Genomic DNA, 20519 nt, shown 5'->3' on the forward strand with positions numbered 1-20519 from the left:
CCATTTTTTTTGAGGGAATAAAAATGAAATTTAAAAAAAGAATATTAGTAGGATTAACCCTACTAGGCCTATCTTCTTTTGCTAATAGCGAAACTGAAGATGCGGCACAAGTAAGCAGTATTGATGCTTTCTCAATGTCATCTGCTATACGCAGTGTTGTAGCATCACCTGATGGTAAGAAGCTTGCTATTTTAAGAGCGACTACTAAAAATGGTGACTATATAATTGAGATAAGAGATCCAAATAACCTAGATGCAGAGCCTGTAAGATTAGGCGCTGATAAAATGCTGATATCTTCAATCGTCTGGTTAAACGATGAAAAACTTGGCGTTATGTTTAGGCAAATATTAGAAGATGGAAGTCGCAAATACTGGGTTAATAAGTTTGCAATAACCGATGCAGATGGTAAAGGCGACTGGCTATTACCATTTAAGAAAAAACGAAATGTTCAATTTAATATAATAAATATACTTCCTGACAAAAAAGATGAAGTATTAGTAGAGGTTGATATTAATAATAACTACATTCCAGATGTAGTGCGCTTTAATATTAATACTGGACGAAGCGTTACTGTAATGCGCGGAAATGAAAAAGTATCGGGCTCATTCGTTTCTGACTACGACGGTGAAATAAGAATAGCCCAAGGTTGGAATAAGTCTGATAACGCAATCGATTATTATGCCCGAGATAAAGGTAATGATGATTGGAAAGTAATTAAGCAAGTTAGTCCTAAAAAGCGTGAAAACTTTGAGATTTTAGGGTTTGCGAAAGGTAACCCTAACGAAGTTTATGTTAATGCCAACTTAGGCGAAAATACGACTGGCATTTATATTTATAATATTAAAACAGGTCAGTATTCTGAACGTCAATTTGGTCTTAAGTCTGTAGATACCGATGGTGTAATACTTGATACCGACGGCACCTTACAAGGCTTTCGCTATACAACTAAGCAACCTAAGTTTTATTTCACAGATCCTAACCTACAAGCACTTAACGAATCTGTTGCGTCTTTATTTAAAGGTAAATTTGTACAAATCATCAGTAGCTCTGATAACGATAATGTATTAGTAGTGAGAGTATCTGCTGACGATAACCCTGGCAGCTATTACATTGTTACTAATAAACAGAAGTTAACTAAGATTGGTGATCGCCTTCCGTTTATTGATAAAAGCAAATTGGGATCCGTTAAATATATCTCCTATAAAGCAAGAGATGGACGTAAAATAAAAGCCTACGTAACTATTCCTGCAACTAAAGGTCCTTACCCCGCAATAGTACTCCCTCACGGTGGTCCTTGGGTTCGTGACTCTGTTGTATTTGATGACTGGGCACAGTTACTCGCCTATCATGGTTACGTAGTTATTCAACCAAACTACCGAGGTTCTACAGGTTACGGTTTGGAGCATTGGGTAGCCGGTGATAATAACTGGGGCTTGAAAAAACAAGATGATTTAGACGACGCCGCACAATATTTAATAGATAAAGGTTTAGCAACAAAAGATAAGCTTGCTTTATTTGGTTGGAGTTATGGTGGTTATGCTGCATTTGCTGCATCTATGCGTGAAAACAACATATATAAATGTGTTGTTGCCGGTGCGGGTGTAAGTGATTTGAGTCGTATCAATGCAACTCTTAACGAAAATCGCTTTTTAAGTATCTTACAACGCCCTACTATTACTGGTGTCTCTCCTGTAGAGCAAGTAAATAAAGTAAATATTCCTATACTGGTTGTACATGGCGATATCGACAGTCGTGTTCCAGTAAAACACAGTAGAGACTTTGTATCTGAGCTTGAAAAGTACAAAAAAGACTTTAAATATATTGAGCTAGAAGATGCTGATCACTTTTCTGATACGCTTTTCTACGATCATAAAAAAGAGTTTTATACAGAGTTGTTATCTTGGTTTGATAATAAATGTGGCCTCAAATAATGTAATAAAAGGGTGGCATTCATTTCATATGAAGAGCACCCTTCATATCAAATCGCCTAATTAGGTGATCTATTTTGAGGTAAGAAAATCGTACTGATAACAAGATAAAAATTTCGTTATCTAGTTATTACCAACAAATAATTAAGTATTATTGCTGATTCATGTTAGTTTAAATACAGAATAACTGAATAGTAAAAAAGGCTTCTAAATAAATTTAGAAGCCTTTTTAATAACTGCAGCTTGCTTTATATTAGTCTTTAAGTGACTCGCCAACCACTGGATAATAATCCCATACTTTTTTATCACTGAGTGAGCGTACAAGCTTAATGTATTCTGCATGTGTCCATGCAAGTGGCGTTGCTGAGTTTGTGCCCTCGCCTAACGCATAACCAGCTTTATTTACACCTACACCATCCCATACTTGCTCTGGTAGCATTAGCCCTTTATTGGCAAATTGCTCCAAACCTTTAACATAACTATTTTTAATTTGCGCTTGTTTAGCATCATCAAAGGCGTTGTTTGCGTTAGCTGCTGCTATTTCATAGTGGCCACGTTCACCTGTGAAAAATGGCCATACACGACCACGTTGGCCTGGTGTATTACTGCCACCCTCGGCATAGTTTGTGCCCGTTACTTCATCTTCGCCGTAGCCATCATTACCATAGCGGCGGTAGCCTGCAAATGTGCCGCTGCCGTCGTCAAAGCTAAAGCTGTATTTAACTTGTAGGTTATCTTCTAGTGTTTCGTCATCGTACTCAGGTAGTGTTTTAACGATGCTTTCATCATTTGCACCGCGTACGCCATAGCGTACTAGCTCTAAAAAACCGCCATCTAAAATTTGCTTTTTATTAAACCCTTCGCGGCCATTATTAGCGTTAATTTTAGTGTTTGAGTTTGCATCGGTATCTTGGCCTATACGAATAAAGTATTCGCCATCGCTATTCTCGCCTTTTAAGTTACCTTTAGTGGTAAACATTTGCGATTCAATATCGCTGCTGTATTTTTTAGCTGTATCTAAGTAGCGCTTTGCGTTTGTATCATCGCCACTTAGTGTTGCAATATTACTGGCTGTAATAAGGCCAGCTACTATTGCTGCAGTAGTCGAAGGCGAATAACCGCTTTGCTCTTCCCAACGCTCTTGTTGGGTTGCCGGTGGTGTAATTTGCGTGTCGTTCCATAAAATTTTAGCAAGGCCGCCATCAACCAAAAAATCAGCCGCGGGTTTTAACATTTTTCCGTACCAGCTTTTTAGCTCTTCATCACTAAGTACATTGGCTTTATGTAACTTCCAGGCAAGCATGATAGGCATAGCTGTTTGGTCAAGCTGTACGCCGACCCATTCAAGCTCACCATCGACGTGTGTTTTTTGTAAAAACCAGCCTGTATCGCCTTTATTACCTGGTGTTTTGCTGTTTACTTGCACTTTTTCAAGGTATTCAAACGCTGTTTTTGCTGTGGCTGTATCACCGAGCGCCATAAATGCCATGGCTACTTGATAAAAGTCGCGCACCCATACTGCTTTATAGCCAGTAGAGCCCTCTTTAGCCGAAACCGTTTCGCCCCATGGATTAGATAGAGAAGCAATTAATGCCCCTGCGTGTGTTTTATCTTCTTGTGCTTTTAAAACCATGGCGCTTGTGTATAAAAGCTTACCGTTATCGGCTGTTTGTTCAATCATTTTATTGAGCGGTTTGAGACTTTGTAGGTAATCTTCCCAGCCTAGCGCTTCACCTTTACCGTTATAGTGATCAAGCACCGCTTGGTACCCTTTTGCTAAGCTTTTTTCGCCTTGCTTTATACTTTGCTGCTGCGTTTTACCAAAACTAAGTGCTAAATCAAAGGTGGTATTCGCGCTTATATCGCCAAGCTCTGCAAGCATGCTTACATTACCGGCTGTATCGCCGGTATTTGTGTATTGTGTATTTATAGATTGCGTAGTTTTAAGTGCGTTAATACCATCGCTTTCACCGGTAAAGCCCACTGTTTTATCTTTAAATGAGGTCGCTGATTGAAGTGATAAATAGTTATCGTCTTCCCATGCGACAAGGCCTTGCTCAGTCGTTTTAGCGAAGTCACCTAGCCCGTTATTATTAATATACGGATTAACAGACACATATGCTTTTAGCCCTTCAAGCTCAGTGTTAAATACACTGCGTACAAATAATGTTTGCCCATCTGGGTCAGTAAAAATGTGTTTTTCTAGGCTAAAGCGCCCTTGTTTATCAGTGCTAGTTACTTTGTAGGCAAGCGATAACGGGCGACCTTGTGCATCTTTATGTAAGTAATCAATGGTGACATCTAAATCATCAGCTTCACTAACGGTAAAGTCTTTACCTGTTACTATAAATTGCATGTCTTTTATTTGAGCTTGGTGAATAAGCCCAAACATGGTTTCGGTGATCATACCTTTAGCAATTGAAAACCACACCTTAGATACATCGCCCGTTGCAGCTGAATCACTGTATTGGCCGTTTTGGTATTGCTCGTATGACGTGCCAATACCTGTTTTACCCGCATAAGCCCAAAAAGGCTCTGTGCCTGGGGCGCCTGGTGCTGATGTAACCTGTGCTGTGGTACTTTCGTTAGTTGTGCTTGTGTTTTGAGCGCCGCAAGCGGTTAAACCTAACGTTAAAAGTGAGGCGGTTATAAGGTTATATTTTTTCATTGTGTGTCCTTAATGTGAATTTTTAACGCGCATTACCGCAACGGCAGCGACAACGAACGAGGCTGCACCAATTAACAATGCGTAAATAGGCTGATTAGAAAATACGTGGCGTAAAATGAGCCCTAAAATGCTGGCGGCAAGTAACTGAGGTATAACTATAAAAAAATTAAAAATACCCATGTAAACGCCCATTTTATTACTTGGCAGTGCGTTACTTAGCATGGCGTAAGGCAGCGATAAAATAGACGCCCACGCAAACCCCACCCCAATCATAGGTATAAGTAACATCTTAGGGTCTTGAATAAACATAAAGCTGCCAAGGCCTAATGCGCCCAGCAATAAATTAAAACAATGCGCGCCTTTTAAGCCCATTTTTTTAACTAAAAATGGAATACACATAGCGGCAATAGCTGCAAAGCCATTGTAGGCGGCAAATAAAATACCCACCCAGTCTGCACCATCGTTAAATGCTTTAGAGGTTGCATCGCTACTACCATAATGAAAGCTTGTTACTGCTGCGGTGGTATAAATCCACATGGCAAATAAAGTAAACCAGCTAAAAAACTGCACCCATGCAAGCTGCTTCATGGCTTCTGGCATTGTAAATACATCTTGTACTACTAGGTAAAAACCACCTTGAGTTTTGTTAGCACTTTTAAGCGCTGCTGCAATCCACTGCACAATACCAAACGCTAATAAACCACCAGCTAATAGGTATAATTCTTTTTCAAGCGATAAGCCCATGACTAATGCAAGGGTTGCTAAACCCAGCACTACAAAAATAATGGCGCCTTTATTAAAGTTAATATCAACCAGTTTGCTTGTAGTAGGTTGAGCGCTTTGCTTTTCAAAAGCCGCTAATTGCTCTGGGCTGTACTCTTTTGTACGTGCAACGGTCCAAAGCACAGCAACAAGTAGCACCACCCCACCCCAATAAAATGAGTATTTAACAGACTCTGGAATTTGCCCAGGCCCTGCGGTATTGCTTACATCAAACCAATTGGTCATCATCCATGGTAGTGCTGAGGCTAGTACCGCACCAATACCAATAAAAAAGCTTTGTAACCCGTAACCTGTAGCGCGTTGTTTTTCTGGCAAGTTATCGCCAACAAGTGCTCTAAACGGTTCCATGGTTACATTGATTGACGCATCCATTATCCATAACATACCAGCGGCAATCCAAAGCGTAGGAGAATGCGGCATAATAAATAATGAAAGCGTTGTTAACACTGCGCCTATAAAAAAGAACGGACGGCGGCGACCAAAGCGCCCCCACGTTTTATCGCTCCAGTAACCAATAATAGGCTGTACGATTAAGCCAGTAAGAGGGGCTGCAACCCATAGAATGGGAATATCATCAACTTGTGCGCCTAGAGTTTGAAAAATACGGCTCACATTGCCGTTTTGTAGTGCAAAGCCAAATTGAATACCTAAAAAACCAAAGCACATATTCCATATTTGCCAAAAACTCAGGTTTGGTTTGTTGCTGTCATAATTATTATTTTGATTATTCATGATTAGCCTTATTAGTTAAAACTGCGCTGCTAAATGCATCGAGTGTGAGTGTGAAGCTTGCGCCTTGAGACCCTGATGTGATCTCGGTGCTGTGCTGCTCAAGTAAGTCATGCAATTGAGTGTGTTCGCTAAGTACCGCTAATTGCACTTTTGATAAATTAACCGTAATTGTTTGAGGTTGTTCACTAAAGTTACTTAATACGTACAGCGCTTGTTGGCCAAGTTTGCGCGTAAAACCTACAACTCGCTCACTTCCTGTAACGCTAAGCTCAGTCATTTCACCGCCTACTACAGCAGGTAAACTATTAAGTGACATAACCGCTTTGTAGTAATCACGAAGTGCTACTTGCTCTGAGGTTAAATTAGCACCGTCAAACTTGCCATTATTCATCCACGCTTGGTGCGCTGGCACGCCAATGTAATCAAAAATACTGGTGCGTGTAGCTGTGCCAAATCCTGCGTTTTCTGAGCCATCTTCCCCCACATCTTGGCCAAAATATAATAACGTGGGTGCGCGACTAATTAGATTAGAAACTACTAAAGCAGGTTTACCCCACTGGGCATTACCTGCAAAGTCTGGACTTGCGATACGTTGTTCATCATGATTTTCTAAAAAGTGCAGCATGTGTGCTTCAATATCAGTAACTTGGCTTTGGGCTGCAAAAATAGTATTAGCAGCTACTTTACCCTGCATAATGGCTTTTAATGTGTCGTAAAAACCGACTTTGTCATACAAGTAATCCATTTTCCCTTGGTGAATATACGCACGGTACATTAGCGGGTTATACACTTCGGCTAATAAAAAGGCGTCGCTTTTTTGCATTTTTATCGACGAATTTAAAAAACTCCAAAATTCTACAGGCACCATTTCGGCCATGTCGTATCTAAAGCCATCAACGCCTTTATCTAACCAAAATAGCGCTATGTCTCTAAATTTGTACCAGCTATTAGGGAGCTCTTTATCTTGCCAAAACTCGTAGTGAGCACGGTAATCCTTGTCTTTATAGTCGTTTGGCAGCTGAGCAAAATCGTAGCTGCCATCAGGCTTTACACCGTAATTCACTTTTACAGTTTCGTACCAATCGTTAATGTCGGGTTTTGGTGCACGGGCACCGTTACCTGTCCATTTAGCAGGTGTTTCATCAAAAAAGCCATCAGCAAGTGGGTGAGCTTTTCCACCTAATACGTTATAGGTTGTAGAAGTAGGCACTTGAAATGACTGCCCAGGCACATAATAAAAGTTGTTATTTTTATCGTACGTTTTACTAGTGTCGTCTTGTTCGCCAAAGTCTTTAACGCCTTTAGGCTTTCCAAGTGATTGATAATTGCGGGCAACATGGTTAGGCACTATATCAATAATGACTTTCATACCGTGGTTATGTGTACGTTCAATAAGCTGGCTAAACTCTCCCATGCGGTTCGTCACATTAACGGCTAAGTCGGGGTTAACATCGTAGTAATCCTTAATTGCGTACGGTGAACCTGCACGGCCCTTTACTACATCGGGGTCATCTTGCGAAATGCCGTAGTCGGTATAATCGCCTACTAACGCATGGTGTAACACACCGGTATACCAAACGTGCGTGGTACCTAGCTCTTTAATGCCTTTTAGGGCTGCATCGTTAAAGTCGGCAAATTTACCTACACCATTTTGCTCTTTAGTGCCCCATGGCACATTGGCAGTTTCGGTATTACCAAACAAACGGGTAAATACTTGATATACAACCGGCTTGGTAAGCTCATTTTGTGTGTGTGCGGGTGTTTGCTGTTGTTCAGGTTTGTTATTTTCTGAACACCCTGTAGCAATAAGTGCACTACAAAGTACTGCGGGTACATAAACTGATTTTTTCATTGTGTGTCTTTTTTGTCAGTATTGTTATTAACTTTATACTAAAGATTACTGCAGCAACCATACAGTTGCTGCATACGTATTCAGGTAAACTATTGAGAGGTATTTATAATTAATACCGTTGCACTCATTGCCGGTAAAGCAACTGTATTACCCAACACCTGTGTTTTGTGGGTGAATAAGTTAAGTGCTTTGGTATTTTTTGGTATTACTTCCTGCATATACTCAATATTCTTAGTTAGCTCTTTTGTGTTTTTATTCATAAATACCAACACAGTTTGCTCGTCGCTAATACGCGCGTAACTATACACGCCTTGTTGAGGCGTAAAGTGCACAAGTTTTCCTTTATCAAGTGCTGGGCTGCTTTTTCTAAAATTAAGCAAGGTACTAATTGTTTTGTGCATGTCTTTTTGCTGTTTTGTTAGCCCCTCGCCCGTAAAGGCGTTCCGAGTTTGGCCTTTAAATCCACCCGGGAAGTCTATTCTAATATCGCCATGATCTTTACTTGGGGTGTTATCTAATAGCACTTCCGTACCGTAATACATTTGCGCTATACCACGTGTGGTTAAAAATAACGTCATCGCCATTTTTGTTTTGGCTACATCTTGGCCAAGCTCGGTGTATACACGGCTCATATCATGATTATCTGCAAATACCATAATGTTATTAGTATCAGGGTATAAAAAGTCATTAGCTAACGATTCATATACTTTAACCCAGCCCGTGTTCCAGCTTTCTTCTTCATTTAGCGCTTGAATTACCGACTCTTGCAAAGAAAAGTCCATCACGCTTGGTAGGCTTGATGTATATCCATCTTGATTATTTTTTCCACGTTGCCAATAAGAGGCAATAGCAGGGTTAGAGGTCCACTCTTCTCCTACAATATTAAAGTCTGGGTATTCTTGCATAATGGCTTTTGTCCAATCACTCAAAAATGCTTTATCTGAGTAAGAGTAGGTATCAACACGAATACCGCTTAAATCAGCGTACTCAATCCACCAAATAGCGTTTTGAATTAAATACTCGCTTAACAGTGGTTGGCGCTGATTTAAATCAGGCATGGTTTCTACAAACCAACCATCGTTAAACTGGCGTTTGTCGTACTCACTCGCGTGTGGGTCTTGTATAGTTTGGCGAGCATGGCTTGTAGCGTTTTTACCTTTTTTAAACTCACCATTAAAGTTAATCCAATCTTTGGTAGGTTTTTCTTTAACCCATGTATGCTCTGAGCCAAAATGGTTTAGTACCATATCCATTACAAGGCCTATGCCTTGCTCTTTTGCTTTTACCGAGAGCGTTTTATATAACTGATTTGAGCCCATACGTGGGTCAACTTTATAAAAGTCAGTAATTGCATAACCATGATAAGAGTAATCTGGCATGTTGTTTTCAAGTACTGGGGTTAGCCAAAGCTGTGTTACGCCTAAATCGTTTAAATATGGAAGTGCGTTTATAACACCTTGTATATCACCACCGTGGCGCCCACCATTAGTACTAGGATCAGCGGCTTCTAACATGCTAGGAACGCTATCGTTTTGTTTATCACCATTAGCAAAGCGATCGGGGTTAATTAAATAAAGAGTATCGGATGATGTAAACCCTTGGCGCTTTGCGCTGTTTTTATCACGTGCAAGTAGTGGAAATTCGAAACTTTTGCTCGCTTCGCTGCTATTAAATTCAAGCGTTCCTGCTTTAGCGGTATCAGTAATAGTAATATTTAAAAATACATAATTTGGGTTATCTGTACGGGTTACTTTATTTAACTTAACACCATTGTATTTAGCTAATTTAATTTGCTCGTTTGCAATATTTTGCTCATGCACCATGATGGTTATGGTGTTTTTGTTCATGCCAACCCACCAATTAGCAGGCTCAACGTTAAGTGCGTAGCTAATGGTTGGTAAAGTACAGGCACTTACAAGTAAAAGTGTGTTTAAAAATCGCATCATTAGGCCTTTTTAATTTTTGCTAAAAAATCTTTATGAGTGGGTAATTGATCTACTGTTGAGGTAATAAGCGTTTTTAATGTAGAAAATAAGTCGTTTAGTTGTTCACTGCTTAATGAGTCAACAATACTGTTGTAATCATCGGGGATGAGGCCTTGGCCAATAAATACCTGTTGCCAAGCAACTTCGGCAAATAGTTCATCGTTTTCGCGCACTACTTTGCCAGTTTCCTTAAATAATTTGAGCTTGTGGGCCAATGAGTGAGGAATGTCCATTTGCTTGCATTGTCGCCAAAAAGCAGAATCTTCTCGCGCTGTCAGTTTGTAATGCAAAATAATAAAATCGCGTATGTGCTCTATTTCTATCACGCTTTGCTTATTAAATTCAGTAACTAAAGTTTCGCTTATGCCATGATGTGGAAACAGCTTTATTAAACGGGTTACGGCACTTTGTATTAAATGAATACTGGTTGACTCTAACGGCTCTAAAAAGCCACTAGCAAGACCAACCGACACCACATTTTTATGCCACTGCTTTAAGCGCCGTCCTGTTTTAAATTTTATAACACGTGGCGCCGTAATGGGCTCAGCGGGTAAATTATTTAATAATAACTGCGTTGCTGCATCGTCAGGTAAGTAACGGCTACAGTACACCAAGCCATTACCTATTCGGCTTTGCAGCGGTATTTGCCACTGCCAGCCTGCGCTGTGCGCAATTGAACGCGTATAAGGTTTTAGCGAATCAGTACCTTGAGATTGCACCGCAACGGCGCTGTCGCATGGTAAATAATGAGACCAATCTACAAAACCTGTGTTAAGGGTTTGCTCTATAAGTAAGGCGCGCTGCCCTGTAGCGTCAATAAAAAGATCGCCATTTATCTGCTGTGTGTTATCAAGGGTTAATGATTTTATATTCCCTGATAGAGGGCATTGTTCAACCTGCTCTATTTTGGCATCAATATGCTCAACACCGCGTGATGTTGCGAGCTTTTTTAAAAACTCAGCATATAGCGTTGCGTCAAAGTGGTACGCATAACTTACGCCAGGTAATTGCGTGTTAGGTATAGTATTTAATGGTGCAAATTTATGCTGTTTAGCTGCTTGGTAATTTAATGAAAAATCCCATAGGCTATCTTCACAACCTGTAATTTTTCCTTTTACCCAAAAATTGTAAAAATCGCAAAAAGGGAAGTCTTTTCCAAATGAGCCAAAAGCATGCATGTAGCTATGAGAGGTGGTTTTCCAATTTTCGAACTCAATTCCTAGTTTTATAGATGCATTAGTAGCGTTTATAAACTCTTGCTCGTTTATACCCAGCGCGTTGTTAAGTTGAATAATAGGCGGAATTGTTGCTTCACCCACGCCTATAGTGCCAATAGTACTTGACTCAATAAGGGTTATTTTGATTACTTTACCTAACACTTTATTAAGCAAGGCGGCTGTTACCCACCCTGCTGTGCCCCCGCCTGCGATTACGACGTGTTTTATTGGTTTCATATTATTGTCCACGTTTACAGTTTAAAGCTTTGTTAAGTTTGATAAAGTAGCTATAAAAAAGCCCTTGTAAAACAAATTACAAGGGCTCCTACACACAACCTTTATTATAGCTGGTAGCTAAAGCCTAACAAGTAAGTGCGACCGTAATCTTGGTAGTCGCGAACTTGTAGCGCGTTATCGCCAGAAAGCGATGTGAACGGCTCTTCTGTTAAGTTTTGAACTTGGAACTGAATTGATAAACCTTCAAGGCTCTCAACCCCAGCTTCAGAGAAGTCATAACCTGCCTGAATATCCCAAATTGTTTCGCCGATAATATTCACTTGCTCTGTATTAAAGCCTAATCCGTAAACATCACCTTTGAAGTCACTACGCTTACGCATGCTGGTTCGTAATTGCATGCCATTCATCTCGTAGTAAACCGTTAAGCTTTGAATTTTATCTGATAGACCCGGTAGTTCGTACTCATTGCCATTTCCATCTTCAATATCAGATTCAATACCTGTATGGCTTGCAATTAAGCCAAAACCTTCAAGAGACGGGTGGAAAATTTTAAATGGTAACGCTAGAGATAGCTCGTAACCGTATAGGTCACCGCCGCCGCCATTTACTTTACCACTGCCAGTACCTTCTGACGTAGCTGGGACTTCACCTGTTGATGGGTCCGCAACACCCGACATATCAATCGCGTAAGTACCGTCAAAAATCCACTGAGTTAAGTCTTTATAGAAAAATGCAGCAGAGAAGTAACCTTCATCACTAAAGTAGTTTTCATAAGATAAATCGTAGCCTGTTGCTTCTTTAGGTTCTAGATTAGGGTTACCACCCGATACAGACCAAAAGTTACCGTTTTCATCCGGTGTATCATTATATGATGCATTAACAGAGGCGTTCATTTCATCTATACGCGCACGTGAGATTGTTTTAGCTGCGCCAAAACGTATTGTTTGCTGCTCATCAATCGCAAGTGATAAATTTAAGCTTGGTAAAACGTGAGAATAATCGTGACCAATATCTGTAGGTGAAGTAATGACTAGACCAGTATTCCCATCTACACCAAAAGCATTACCTTGAGAGGATTGATCTGTATGAACATAGCGCACCCCAACATTACCAGTTAATGGAAGACCACTTACTTCTGCATTAATATTAGCTTGTGCAAATGCTGAGGTGATTTCTTCTTTTACTGTCCACGACTTAGTTGCATGAGTTGAGCTAGTTAAACTTTCGTCAAGGGTTTCATAGTAACCATCATTAACTAAACCATTTACATCGTAGGCTATCATGTCGCCTAGACCAATGAAGTCAAGGCCAACACTGCCTAAACGGTATTGCTCAGGTACACTAAGCATTCCTGGGTTTTCAAGAGAAAAATCAGTTAAAGTCAAGAAGTAACCTTGCGAAGATTTAGACTTTTCACGCTCTTTATAACCTAAGCCAAATTCAATTGAACTAATGTATTCGTTTTCTAGTACTTTAGACGCTGCAAGTTTTAATGTAACTAATTCATCTTCAATAGTTGGAGCATTAATAAAACCGTCTTGAGCTTGGTTTTCATACTCTGTGCCAGTTAATCCATATGCATCATTTAGTGCAGAGCTTGCACCCCACGAAAGCGGCCCACCTAATTGAATTAGATCATAATCGCTGTAATCTAAGTCATGTGAAAAAGTAGCGCCAGTATTGCCACCATTAAAAGCATAACCTAAGTTATCTGCAACACCGCGAGAATCACCACGCCCTGTACCTGAGTAGCTTTCTATACTCCAAATTTTACGGTCAACTTGCGAGTAGCTTGCGTCAAATTCTACTGACCATGAATCATCAATATCGTATTTAGTGTTAAAGCCAAATGCAGTTAGTTCAGCATCACGCTCTTGGTAATCGTTACGCACAACAACACGTTGGCCTTGTGTTACAGCACTTGTTATAAATCCACTTTCTGCATCTACAGTAGCACTACTTGCATCAATACTACCTTGACCCCAAGCAAAAGGAACTTCAATGCCGCGTAAAATTTGCTCATCTGTAAAGTCTACATACAACGCATCAAACGTCATATTTAGTTTATCTGTAGGCGCTGCTTCTAGAACAAGCATTGCTGAATCACGTTCAAGTGTTGATGAACGAACATATGGTTTAGCACCGCCTAAAATTGAATACGAGTTACCATCTTCAGCAGTAAATTCAGGGTAGCCCCATGAATTCCAACGTTTTTCTTGGTTTGGCGAGCTCATGGTGTTTAGTGCAAATGCAATACCAATGGTGTCATCAGCAAACTGGTCGATGTATGAGAAAGTGCCACGGTAACCGTCGTCGTTGCCGTCAGGGTTTAATTTATCAAAGCTTGTTTGCTCATACTGTCCATTTACTTGAACAACACGTTCACCTTTACTTAGTGGGCGAACTGTTTGCATGTTAATTATGCCCGCAATACCTTCTGCATCTAAATTTGCACTAGGTGTTTTATAAACAGTTACACCGCTCATAATTTCTGATGGGTAAAGGTCAAATTCTACGCCGCGGTTATCACTAATAGATACTTGCTCGCGGCCATTAAATGTGGTGCCACTTTCGTTTTCACCAAAGCCACGAATTGATACTCTACTTGCGCGACCATCTAGGCGTTGCGCCGTTAAACCTGGTAAGCGTGCAATAGACTCAGCAATAGATGAATCAGGTAGCTTACCTATATCTTCTGCTGAAATTGACTCAACGACTTGAGTAGAAAAACGCTTTGTGTTGATTGATTCTACAACACTGCCACGAAAGCCTTTTACTTCGATAACCTCAACGTCATCATTTTTTACTGTATCTTCTTGTGCTGCTACAGAGGCAAAGCTTGCTAATCCTGCAGTAGCCATTGCCAACGTAAATATACTTGGTTTGAACATAGACATGATGTTTTCCCGTTACCCATATTGTGATACTCGCTTCTTTATTTGAGTGATAGTCAAACAGGCGAGCTAATTTTGTTGTCAGGATGAATATTAACGCCAGCTTTATTTTATTAACAACTTTATGCATACGTATTCAACAGTTATAGCACGACTTCAGATTAATAAAAACCTTGCCAAGAAAACATTAAACAATTGATTTTGCTATAAATAAAATCATTTAAAATGACGCAATCAACATTACATGTAAAATCTACTGTATCAAAAACTAAAAGTTAACAGTTAACAGTTAACAGTGCGCAATGTAAACAAAGTGAAACTAATTAGTATCGCTATTCAAAATAAGAAATATTAGACACAATTCAAATGTTTAATTGGTCAGACCATTAAATTGAAAACATAAAATATATTTTCTCTTGTATGACAAACCGTTATGTTTAATAAAAGTCAGAAAGTAAGTGAGCACCATAATTGGTAAAAACCCAACACATAAATAAAACACCTTTAAACTAGCTATAAGTACTTATTTTTAATAATTTAATTGCGTTAATTTTAGTGCATACGTATGCAGGCTTTTTACAGTGTACAAGGCTTCACGTATGCTTTTTGCAAATAACGTGATTAATCGTAATCACAAATAAAAATAGTCTAAATACTGTGTGGAATGACGGAGAAAAGCATGACCCAAAAGCAGTGGTATAAAGGTGCGGTTATTTATCAAGTTTATCCGCGTAGCTTTCAAGATAGCAACAACGATGGCATTGGTGATTTAAGAGGGATTATTAATCGTATTGATTACATTAAAAGCTTAGGCGTTGATGCTATTTGGATTTCACCTTTTTTCAAATCGCCAATGAAAGACTTTGGCTATGATATTAGCGACTATCGTGACATTGACCCGCTTTTTGGTGACCTAAATGATTTTGATGAGCTAATAAGCGAAGCCCACACTCGTAATATTAAAATAATTATTGATCAGGTGTTAAGCCATACATCAGATCAACACCAATGGTTTACTGATAGCCGTGAAAATCAAAATAACAGTAAAGCCGACTGGTATGTTTGGGCTGACGCAAAAGATGATGGGACAGCCCCAAACAACTGGCTATCTATTTTTGGTGGTGGTGCTTGGCAGTGGGAGCCTCGTCGCGGGCAATACTACCTACATAATTTTTTAACCGAACAACCGGATCTTAACTTTCATAACCCAGATGTTCGAAAAGCTGTGCTTGATAATGTTGAGTTTTGGCTTAAAAAAGGCGTTGACGGTTTTAGGCTTGATGCAATTAATTTTTGCTATCACGACGCGCAATTACGTGATAATCCGGCTAAACCAAAAGATAAGCGCCAGGGGCGTGGTTTTAGTGAAGATAATCCGTATGCATTTCAGTATCATTACTACAATAATACTCAGCCTGAAAATATTGAGTTTATGCAAGATATTCGCACATTACTTAATGAATACCCAGGTACTGTATCGCTTGGCGAAATCTCATCAGAAGATTCATTAGCTACAATGGCGCAGTACACCCAAGGTGGCGACAAACTGCACATGGGTTATAGCTTTGAACTATTAACAAATGATTACTCAAGTGAATATATTAGAACTACGGTTGAAACTCTAGAACAACGTATGACTGAAGGCTGGCCATGCTGGGCATTTAGTAATCATGATGTAGAGCGCGTAGCGAGCCGCTGGAGCGAAAATGGCGAAGTAAACCCTCAACAATGTAAAATGCTAACCGCCCTATTAGCTTCTCTTCGTGGCAGCGTGTGTATGTATCAAGGTGAAGAGCTAGGTCTGGGTGAAGCAAGTGTGGCATTTGAAGATTTACAAGACCCATACGGCATTACATTTTGGCCTAATTTTAAAGGGCGTGATGGCTGTAGAACACCAATGCCTTGGGATCTAGCTGATTCATCTCATGCAGGTTTTAGTGAAGTAAAACCTTGGCTACCCGTTGATGATGCACATAAGCAGCAATCAGTAGCTATACAAACAGATGATAACAACTCAGTTTTAAATGCCTACCGTGAGTTTATGGCATGGCGAAAAGGTCAAACAGTTTTACTTGAGGGTGATATTGAATTTATTGAAACGCCAGAGCCTGTGCTTGCTTTTTATAGAACGCTTGGAAAGCAAAGAATGCTTTGTATGTTCAATCTCAGCGCTAAGCAAACAAGTATTGATATGCCAACATCAATCGTTAAAGAATACACCGAGCTTAGCCACCACAGCGCAAAGTTAGACCAAGGCACCACAACGCTTGAGCCTTACGCATGTTTTTACGCTCAGTGTTAATGAGTCAAAAGTTGCGCTTAATGTTTACCTAAGTGCGTTACACACGAAAAGCCCAAGCTATTCACTTGGGCTTTTTTGTATTTAACGCATTCTAGTGACTTTTAGTTTCACCATTTAGACATTCAGTTAAAGCAAATAATACGGCTGATATTACAAACTTAAAATATCCTCATAGTAGAAATAAACAATGACGCTTATGCATTTCATTTTTGAACCTAAGAAATCAATTTTCCCTAAAACAATCTAAATGTTATTAATATAAAGCGTAGAATCAGGTTTTCGTAGCTACTAAATATATTACTCCAGCTAATAATGCTGTACTTACTAAAGTTAAAAAACTGACAAGTAAATTACTCATCCTCACGATAAAAAAATTTCGTTATCTTTTATTTCAATTTCGATTAAAAATCAGTATACCAACAGAGTTGTTCTGGATTGGGCACTACTGATTTATACCTAACTTTAAACTGGATAAATCAGTCATCACACCATTTTTTTAGGAATAAACGAATGAAAAAAGCATTGCTAGCATTAATCGTAGCACCACTATTTGCAGTATCTGCGACTTACGCGGTTGCAGACGATGCGCCAACAGCTTCAGCCGAAATGATAAAAGAATACACAGAAATGTGTGTTAACTGGGCTAAAGATGATGACGTAAGCAATGAAGAGCTAAATGCCTACGTATTAAAATGCGTAAATGATGAGCTTGAATCTGAAGGCTATAAAAAAGTATCTTCTGTTAAGATTTAATTATACCAATTACATTTAATTAGTGATCAATTATAGCGCTAAGAATATAGCTCAATAGCTAAGCGAAAAAGCATGACATATATTTGTTCTCGGCAGCTGCTCCCTGCAATGCCTACTTTCTGCATCTACGCAGTCATATATGAATAGCTTTTAACGCAGTAACTGAGTTATTTAATACGCTAAAATGACCAGGTTTTTAATCAAATTGGTAACACGCTTAGGTGAATGTACTGCTAATAAAGCCGTTGCGAAAGCATTCAACTAGGCACAAAAAAACCGGAATAGACACAAGCTGTGCATTCCGGTTTTTTTATGATTTTTTAAATCTACAAAAACTATGAATAAGCAATAACGTGCTTATTCATCTTCTTTTTTAGCTTTCGCTTTAGGCTTAGCTTTAGCTGGTGCCTTTTTTGCAACTGCTTTCTTTTTAGGCGCTGCTTTTTTCTTCGCTTCTTCTGTCCATTTACCTGCTTCATAATGAGCAGTCCAGCCAGTAGCTTTACCGTCAACTTCAGTCATAACATACTGAGATTTATTTTTACGGCTATAGCGTACAACAGCAAGATTACCATCAGGATCTTTAGCTGGTGCATCTGCTAAATAATAAAACTTAGGCGAAATGCGGTCTCTAAAGCGTTTTAGTTCTTCGACCTTAGGTGCACGTGTTTCACGTGACTTAGGAAAAGTATTTGCGGCTAAAAATATACCCGCAGCGCCATCACGTAAAACAAAATACGCATCTGACTTTTCACACTCTAATTCAGTAATGTGAACAGGATCTTCTTTTGGTGGAGCAGCCTCGCCATTTTTAAGTAACTTACGTGTGTTCTTACACTCTTCGTTGTTACAGCCAAAGTACTTACCAAAGCGACCCGATTTAAGCTCCATGTCTGAACCGCATTTATCACATTCGATAATTGGTCCGTCGTAGCCTTTAATTTTAAAGGTACCTTCTTCAACTATATGCCCTTTACATGCTGGGTTATTACCACACACATGTAGTTTACGGGTTTCGTCAATTAGGTATGAGTCCATTGCAGTTTCACAAATAGGACAACGCTTCATCTGCATTAATTTTTCGGTTTCTACGTCTTCGACATCAGCAGCAACCGCTTCATCGCCCGACACTAAGTTCATTGTTGTTGTACAACGCTCTTTTGGCGGAAGGCTGTAACCAGTACACCCTAAGAAAACACCGGTTGAAGCCGTACGTATGCCCATTTTGCGGCTACATGTAGGACATTCTATATCGGTTTCAACCATCTCATTAAGACGCATGCCGCCATTCTCTGGCTCGTCTTTAGCGACATTTAATTGCGTTGAAAAATCAGCATAAAACTTATCTAAAACTTGAGTCCATACACGCTCGCCTTCAGCAATGTCATCTAAACGACCTTCCATTTTGGCTGTAAAATCAAAGTTCATTAAATCAGTGAAGTTTTCAACTAAGCGGTCAGTGACAATTTCACCCATTTTTTCAGCAAAGAAACGGCGATTTTCTACACGTACATAACCACGATCTTGAATTGTTGATATAATCGACGCATAAGTAGATGGACGACCAATACCACGCTTTTCAAGCTCTTTTACTAAACTAGCTTCACTAAAGCGAGCTGGCGGCTTAGTAAAATGCTGCTTAGGATCAAGTTCTATTAAAGTAAGTATTTCACCTTCTTTAACAGCTGGCAGTGATTGATCTTCTTCGTTCTTTTTACGCACCGCAGGTTGTACTTTTGTCCAACCATCAAAGCGAAGCACGCGGCCTTTTGCTTTGAGCTGGAAATCGTTAGCTGCAACAGTCAGTGTTGTTAAGTCGTATTCAGCAGGTACCATTTGACACGCTACAAACTGACGCCAAATTAGCTCATACAGCTTTTTAGCATCGGCATCTACGCCTTCGATATGACCAGACAACACTGTAACGCTTGAAGGACGAATTGCCTCATGCGCTTCTTGTGCATTGCCTTTAGAGCTATAGTTAATTGGATCTTTTGGTAAATATTTAGCACCAAACTCGTTCGTTACATACTCACGACACATTTCAACCGCATCTTTTGAAAGATTGGTTGAATCGGTACGCATATAAGTAATATAACCGCCTTCATACAAACGCTGAGCGAGCATCATAGTCTTTTTAACGCCATAACCTAGGCGTGTACTTGCCGCTTGTTGCATGGTTGAAGTAATTAATGGCGCACTTGGGCGACTTTTACTTGGCTTTTCTTCAACGCTAATTACTTTATATTCTGCATTCTCAAGGCTTTTAACAGCTGCGCTAGCCTGAGCTTCATTTACAGGCTTAAATGCCTTTCCTGCTTGTTTGGTTACTTCTAAACGTAACTCAGACTCAGTATTCTTAACATCAGCGTGAATATCCCAAAACTCTTCAGGGATAAATGCCTTAATTTCACGTTCACGCTCAACTAATAAGCGTACCGCCACAGACTGAACTCGTCCTGCAGATAGACCACGTGCCACTTTAGCCCACAACAACGGTGACACCATAAAGCCTACAACACGGTCTAAAAAGCGTCGTGTTTGCTGAGCGTAAACCATGTCTGTATTAAGCTCACCTGGCGTTTCGAAGGCTTGTTGTATTGCGTTTTTGGTAATCTCGTTAAAAACTACGCGCTTATACTTTTCAGGTTCACCGCCAATGATTTCTTGAAGGTGCCAAGCAATTGCTTCCCCTTCTCTATCCAAATCCGTTGCGAGGTATATTTGATCTGCATTTTCAGCCAGCTTTTGTAATTCTTGAACAACTTTCTCTTTACCTGGCAGGATTTCATAATGCGGCTCCCAACCTTGCTCAGGATCAATACCCATACGCGCGACCAGGTTAGTATAATCTCGTTGCTTTTTATACGCTGCTTTCTCTTCAGGTTCCATTTTGCGAACTTCTGCTGGCGTTTTAGTTGCCGGCACTTTAGCTTTGCTCGAACCTGAAGTAGGTAAATCACGTACATGCCCAATACTGGACTTTACGATGAAGTCATTACCTAAATATTTATTAATTGTTTTAGCCTTAGCAGGTGACTCTACAATTACTAGCGATTTGCCCATAGTTGCCTATTTCTAACCAAATATTAAAAATGTGTTTTGCCGACATAAGCGGCGCGAATATTTATAGGTATATCTACAAACACTAGTTGTTACAAGCTTTTA

Annotated in this window: 10 protein-coding genes; 3 read left to right on the forward strand and 7 right to left on the reverse strand. The window is 39.8% G+C overall.

Features of this window, described 5'->3' with window-relative positions; all coding sequences use genetic code 11:
* Window positions 1-23: 23 nt before the first annotated feature.
* A complete protein-coding gene (locus H5120_RS09560) occupies window positions 24-1931 on the forward strand; it encodes a S9 family peptidase (protein WP_182672685.1) in 1908 nt (635 codons plus the stop codon).
* Between the two features lie 250 nt (window positions 1932-2181).
* Here the strand turns inward: H5120_RS09560 and H5120_RS09565 are convergent, their stop codons facing one another.
* The 6 genes from H5120_RS09565 to H5120_RS09590 all read right to left on the reverse strand — a co-directional run bounded on the left by H5120_RS09565 (window position 2182) and on the right by H5120_RS09590 (window position 14299).
* Window positions 2182-4596, reverse strand: a complete 2415-nt coding sequence (locus tag H5120_RS09565) for a glycoside hydrolase family 15 protein (protein ID WP_182674202.1) — start codon at window positions 4594-4596, stop codon at window positions 2182-2184.
* A gap of 9 nt (window positions 4597-4605) precedes the next feature.
* Window positions 4606-6111, reverse strand: a complete 1506-nt coding sequence (locus H5120_RS09570; protein ID WP_182674203.1) for an MFS transporter — start codon at window positions 6109-6111, stop codon at window positions 4606-4608.
* Window positions 6104-7963 carry an alpha-amylase family protein gene (locus tag H5120_RS09575; protein WP_182674204.1) on the reverse strand — a complete coding sequence of 620 codons (1860 nt, stop codon included), beginning with the start codon at window positions 7961-7963 and terminating at the stop codon, window positions 6104-6106. Before H5120_RS09575 ends, H5120_RS09570 begins: the two co-directional genes overlap by 8 nt.
* A gap of 89 nt (window positions 7964-8052) precedes the next feature.
* On the reverse strand, window positions 8053-9909 hold the full coding sequence (locus tag H5120_RS09580; protein WP_182674205.1) for a glycoside hydrolase family 13 protein: 1857 nt from the start codon (window positions 9907-9909) through the stop codon (window positions 8053-8055).
* Window positions 9909-11402 (reverse strand): tryptophan halogenase family protein, encoded by a 1494-nt coding sequence (locus tag H5120_RS09585; RefSeq protein WP_182674206.1) that lies wholly within the window; start codon window positions 11400-11402, stop codon window positions 9909-9911. Before H5120_RS09585 ends, H5120_RS09580 begins: the two co-directional genes overlap by 1 nt.
* A gap of 104 nt (window positions 11403-11506) precedes the next feature.
* Window positions 11507-14299 carry a TonB-dependent receptor gene (locus H5120_RS09590; protein WP_182674207.1) on the reverse strand — a complete coding sequence of 931 codons (2793 nt, stop codon included), beginning with the start codon at window positions 14297-14299 and terminating at the stop codon, window positions 11507-11509.
* Between the two features lie 676 nt (window positions 14300-14975).
* On the opposite strand from H5120_RS09590, the gene H5120_RS09595 reads away from it, so the two are divergent.
* Window positions 14976-16598 carry an alpha-glucosidase family protein gene (locus tag H5120_RS09595; RefSeq protein WP_182674208.1) on the forward strand — a complete coding sequence of 541 codons (1623 nt, stop codon included), beginning with the start codon at window positions 14976-14978 and terminating at the stop codon, window positions 16596-16598.
* Window positions 16599-17108: 510 nt separating this feature from the next.
* Window positions 17109-17351, forward strand: a complete 243-nt coding sequence (locus tag H5120_RS09600) for a hypothetical protein (protein ID WP_002959734.1) — start codon at window positions 17109-17111, stop codon at window positions 17349-17351.
* Between the two features lie 357 nt (window positions 17352-17708).
* Here the strand turns inward: H5120_RS09600 and topA are convergent, their stop codons facing one another.
* Window positions 17709-20417, reverse strand: a complete 2709-nt coding sequence (topA, locus tag H5120_RS09605; RefSeq protein ID WP_182672225.1) for a type I DNA topoisomerase — start codon at window positions 20415-20417, stop codon at window positions 17709-17711.
* Window positions 20418-20519 lie beyond the last annotated feature (102 nt).

The sequence above is a fragment of the Pseudoalteromonas sp. SR43-2 genome (genome assembly GCF_014163885.1).
GTDB lineage: Bacteria > Pseudomonadota > Gammaproteobacteria > Enterobacterales > Alteromonadaceae > Pseudoalteromonas > Pseudoalteromonas distincta.

Bases quoted from the DNA above. Each gene is read 5' to 3' on its own strand.
- H5120_RS09590 (WP_182674207.1), bottom strand. From the start codon at position 14,299: ATGTCTATGTTCAAACCAAGTATATTTACGTTGGCAATGGCTACTGCA.
- H5120_RS09585 (WP_182674206.1), bottom strand. From the start codon at position 11,402: ATGAAACCAATAAAACACGTCGTAATCGCAGGCGGGGGCACAGCAGGG.
- H5120_RS09600 (WP_002959734.1), top strand. From the start codon at position 17,109: ATGAAAAAAGCATTGCTAGCATTAATCGTAGCACCACTATTTGCAGTA.
- H5120_RS09565 (WP_182674202.1), bottom strand. From the start codon at position 4,596: ATGAAAAAATATAACCTTATAACCGCCTCACTTTTAACGTTAGGTTTA.
- H5120_RS09580 (WP_182674205.1), bottom strand. From the start codon at position 9,909: ATGATGCGATTTTTAAACACACTTTTACTTGTAAGTGCCTGTACTTTA.
- H5120_RS09595 (WP_182674208.1), top strand. From the start codon at position 14,976: ATGACCCAAAAGCAGTGGTATAAAGGTGCGGTTATTTATCAAGTTTAT.
- H5120_RS09570 (WP_182674203.1), bottom strand. From the start codon at position 6,111: ATGAATAATCAAAATAATAATTATGACAGCAACAAACCAAACCTGAGT.
- H5120_RS09575 (WP_182674204.1), bottom strand. From the start codon at position 7,963: ATGAAAAAATCAGTTTATGTACCCGCAGTACTTTGTAGTGCACTTATT.
- H5120_RS09560 (WP_182672685.1), top strand. From the start codon at position 24: ATGAAATTTAAAAAAAGAATATTAGTAGGATTAACCCTACTAGGCCTA.
- topA (WP_182672225.1), bottom strand. From the start codon at position 20,417: ATGGGCAAATCGCTAGTAATTGTAGAGTCACCTGCTAAGGCTAAAACA.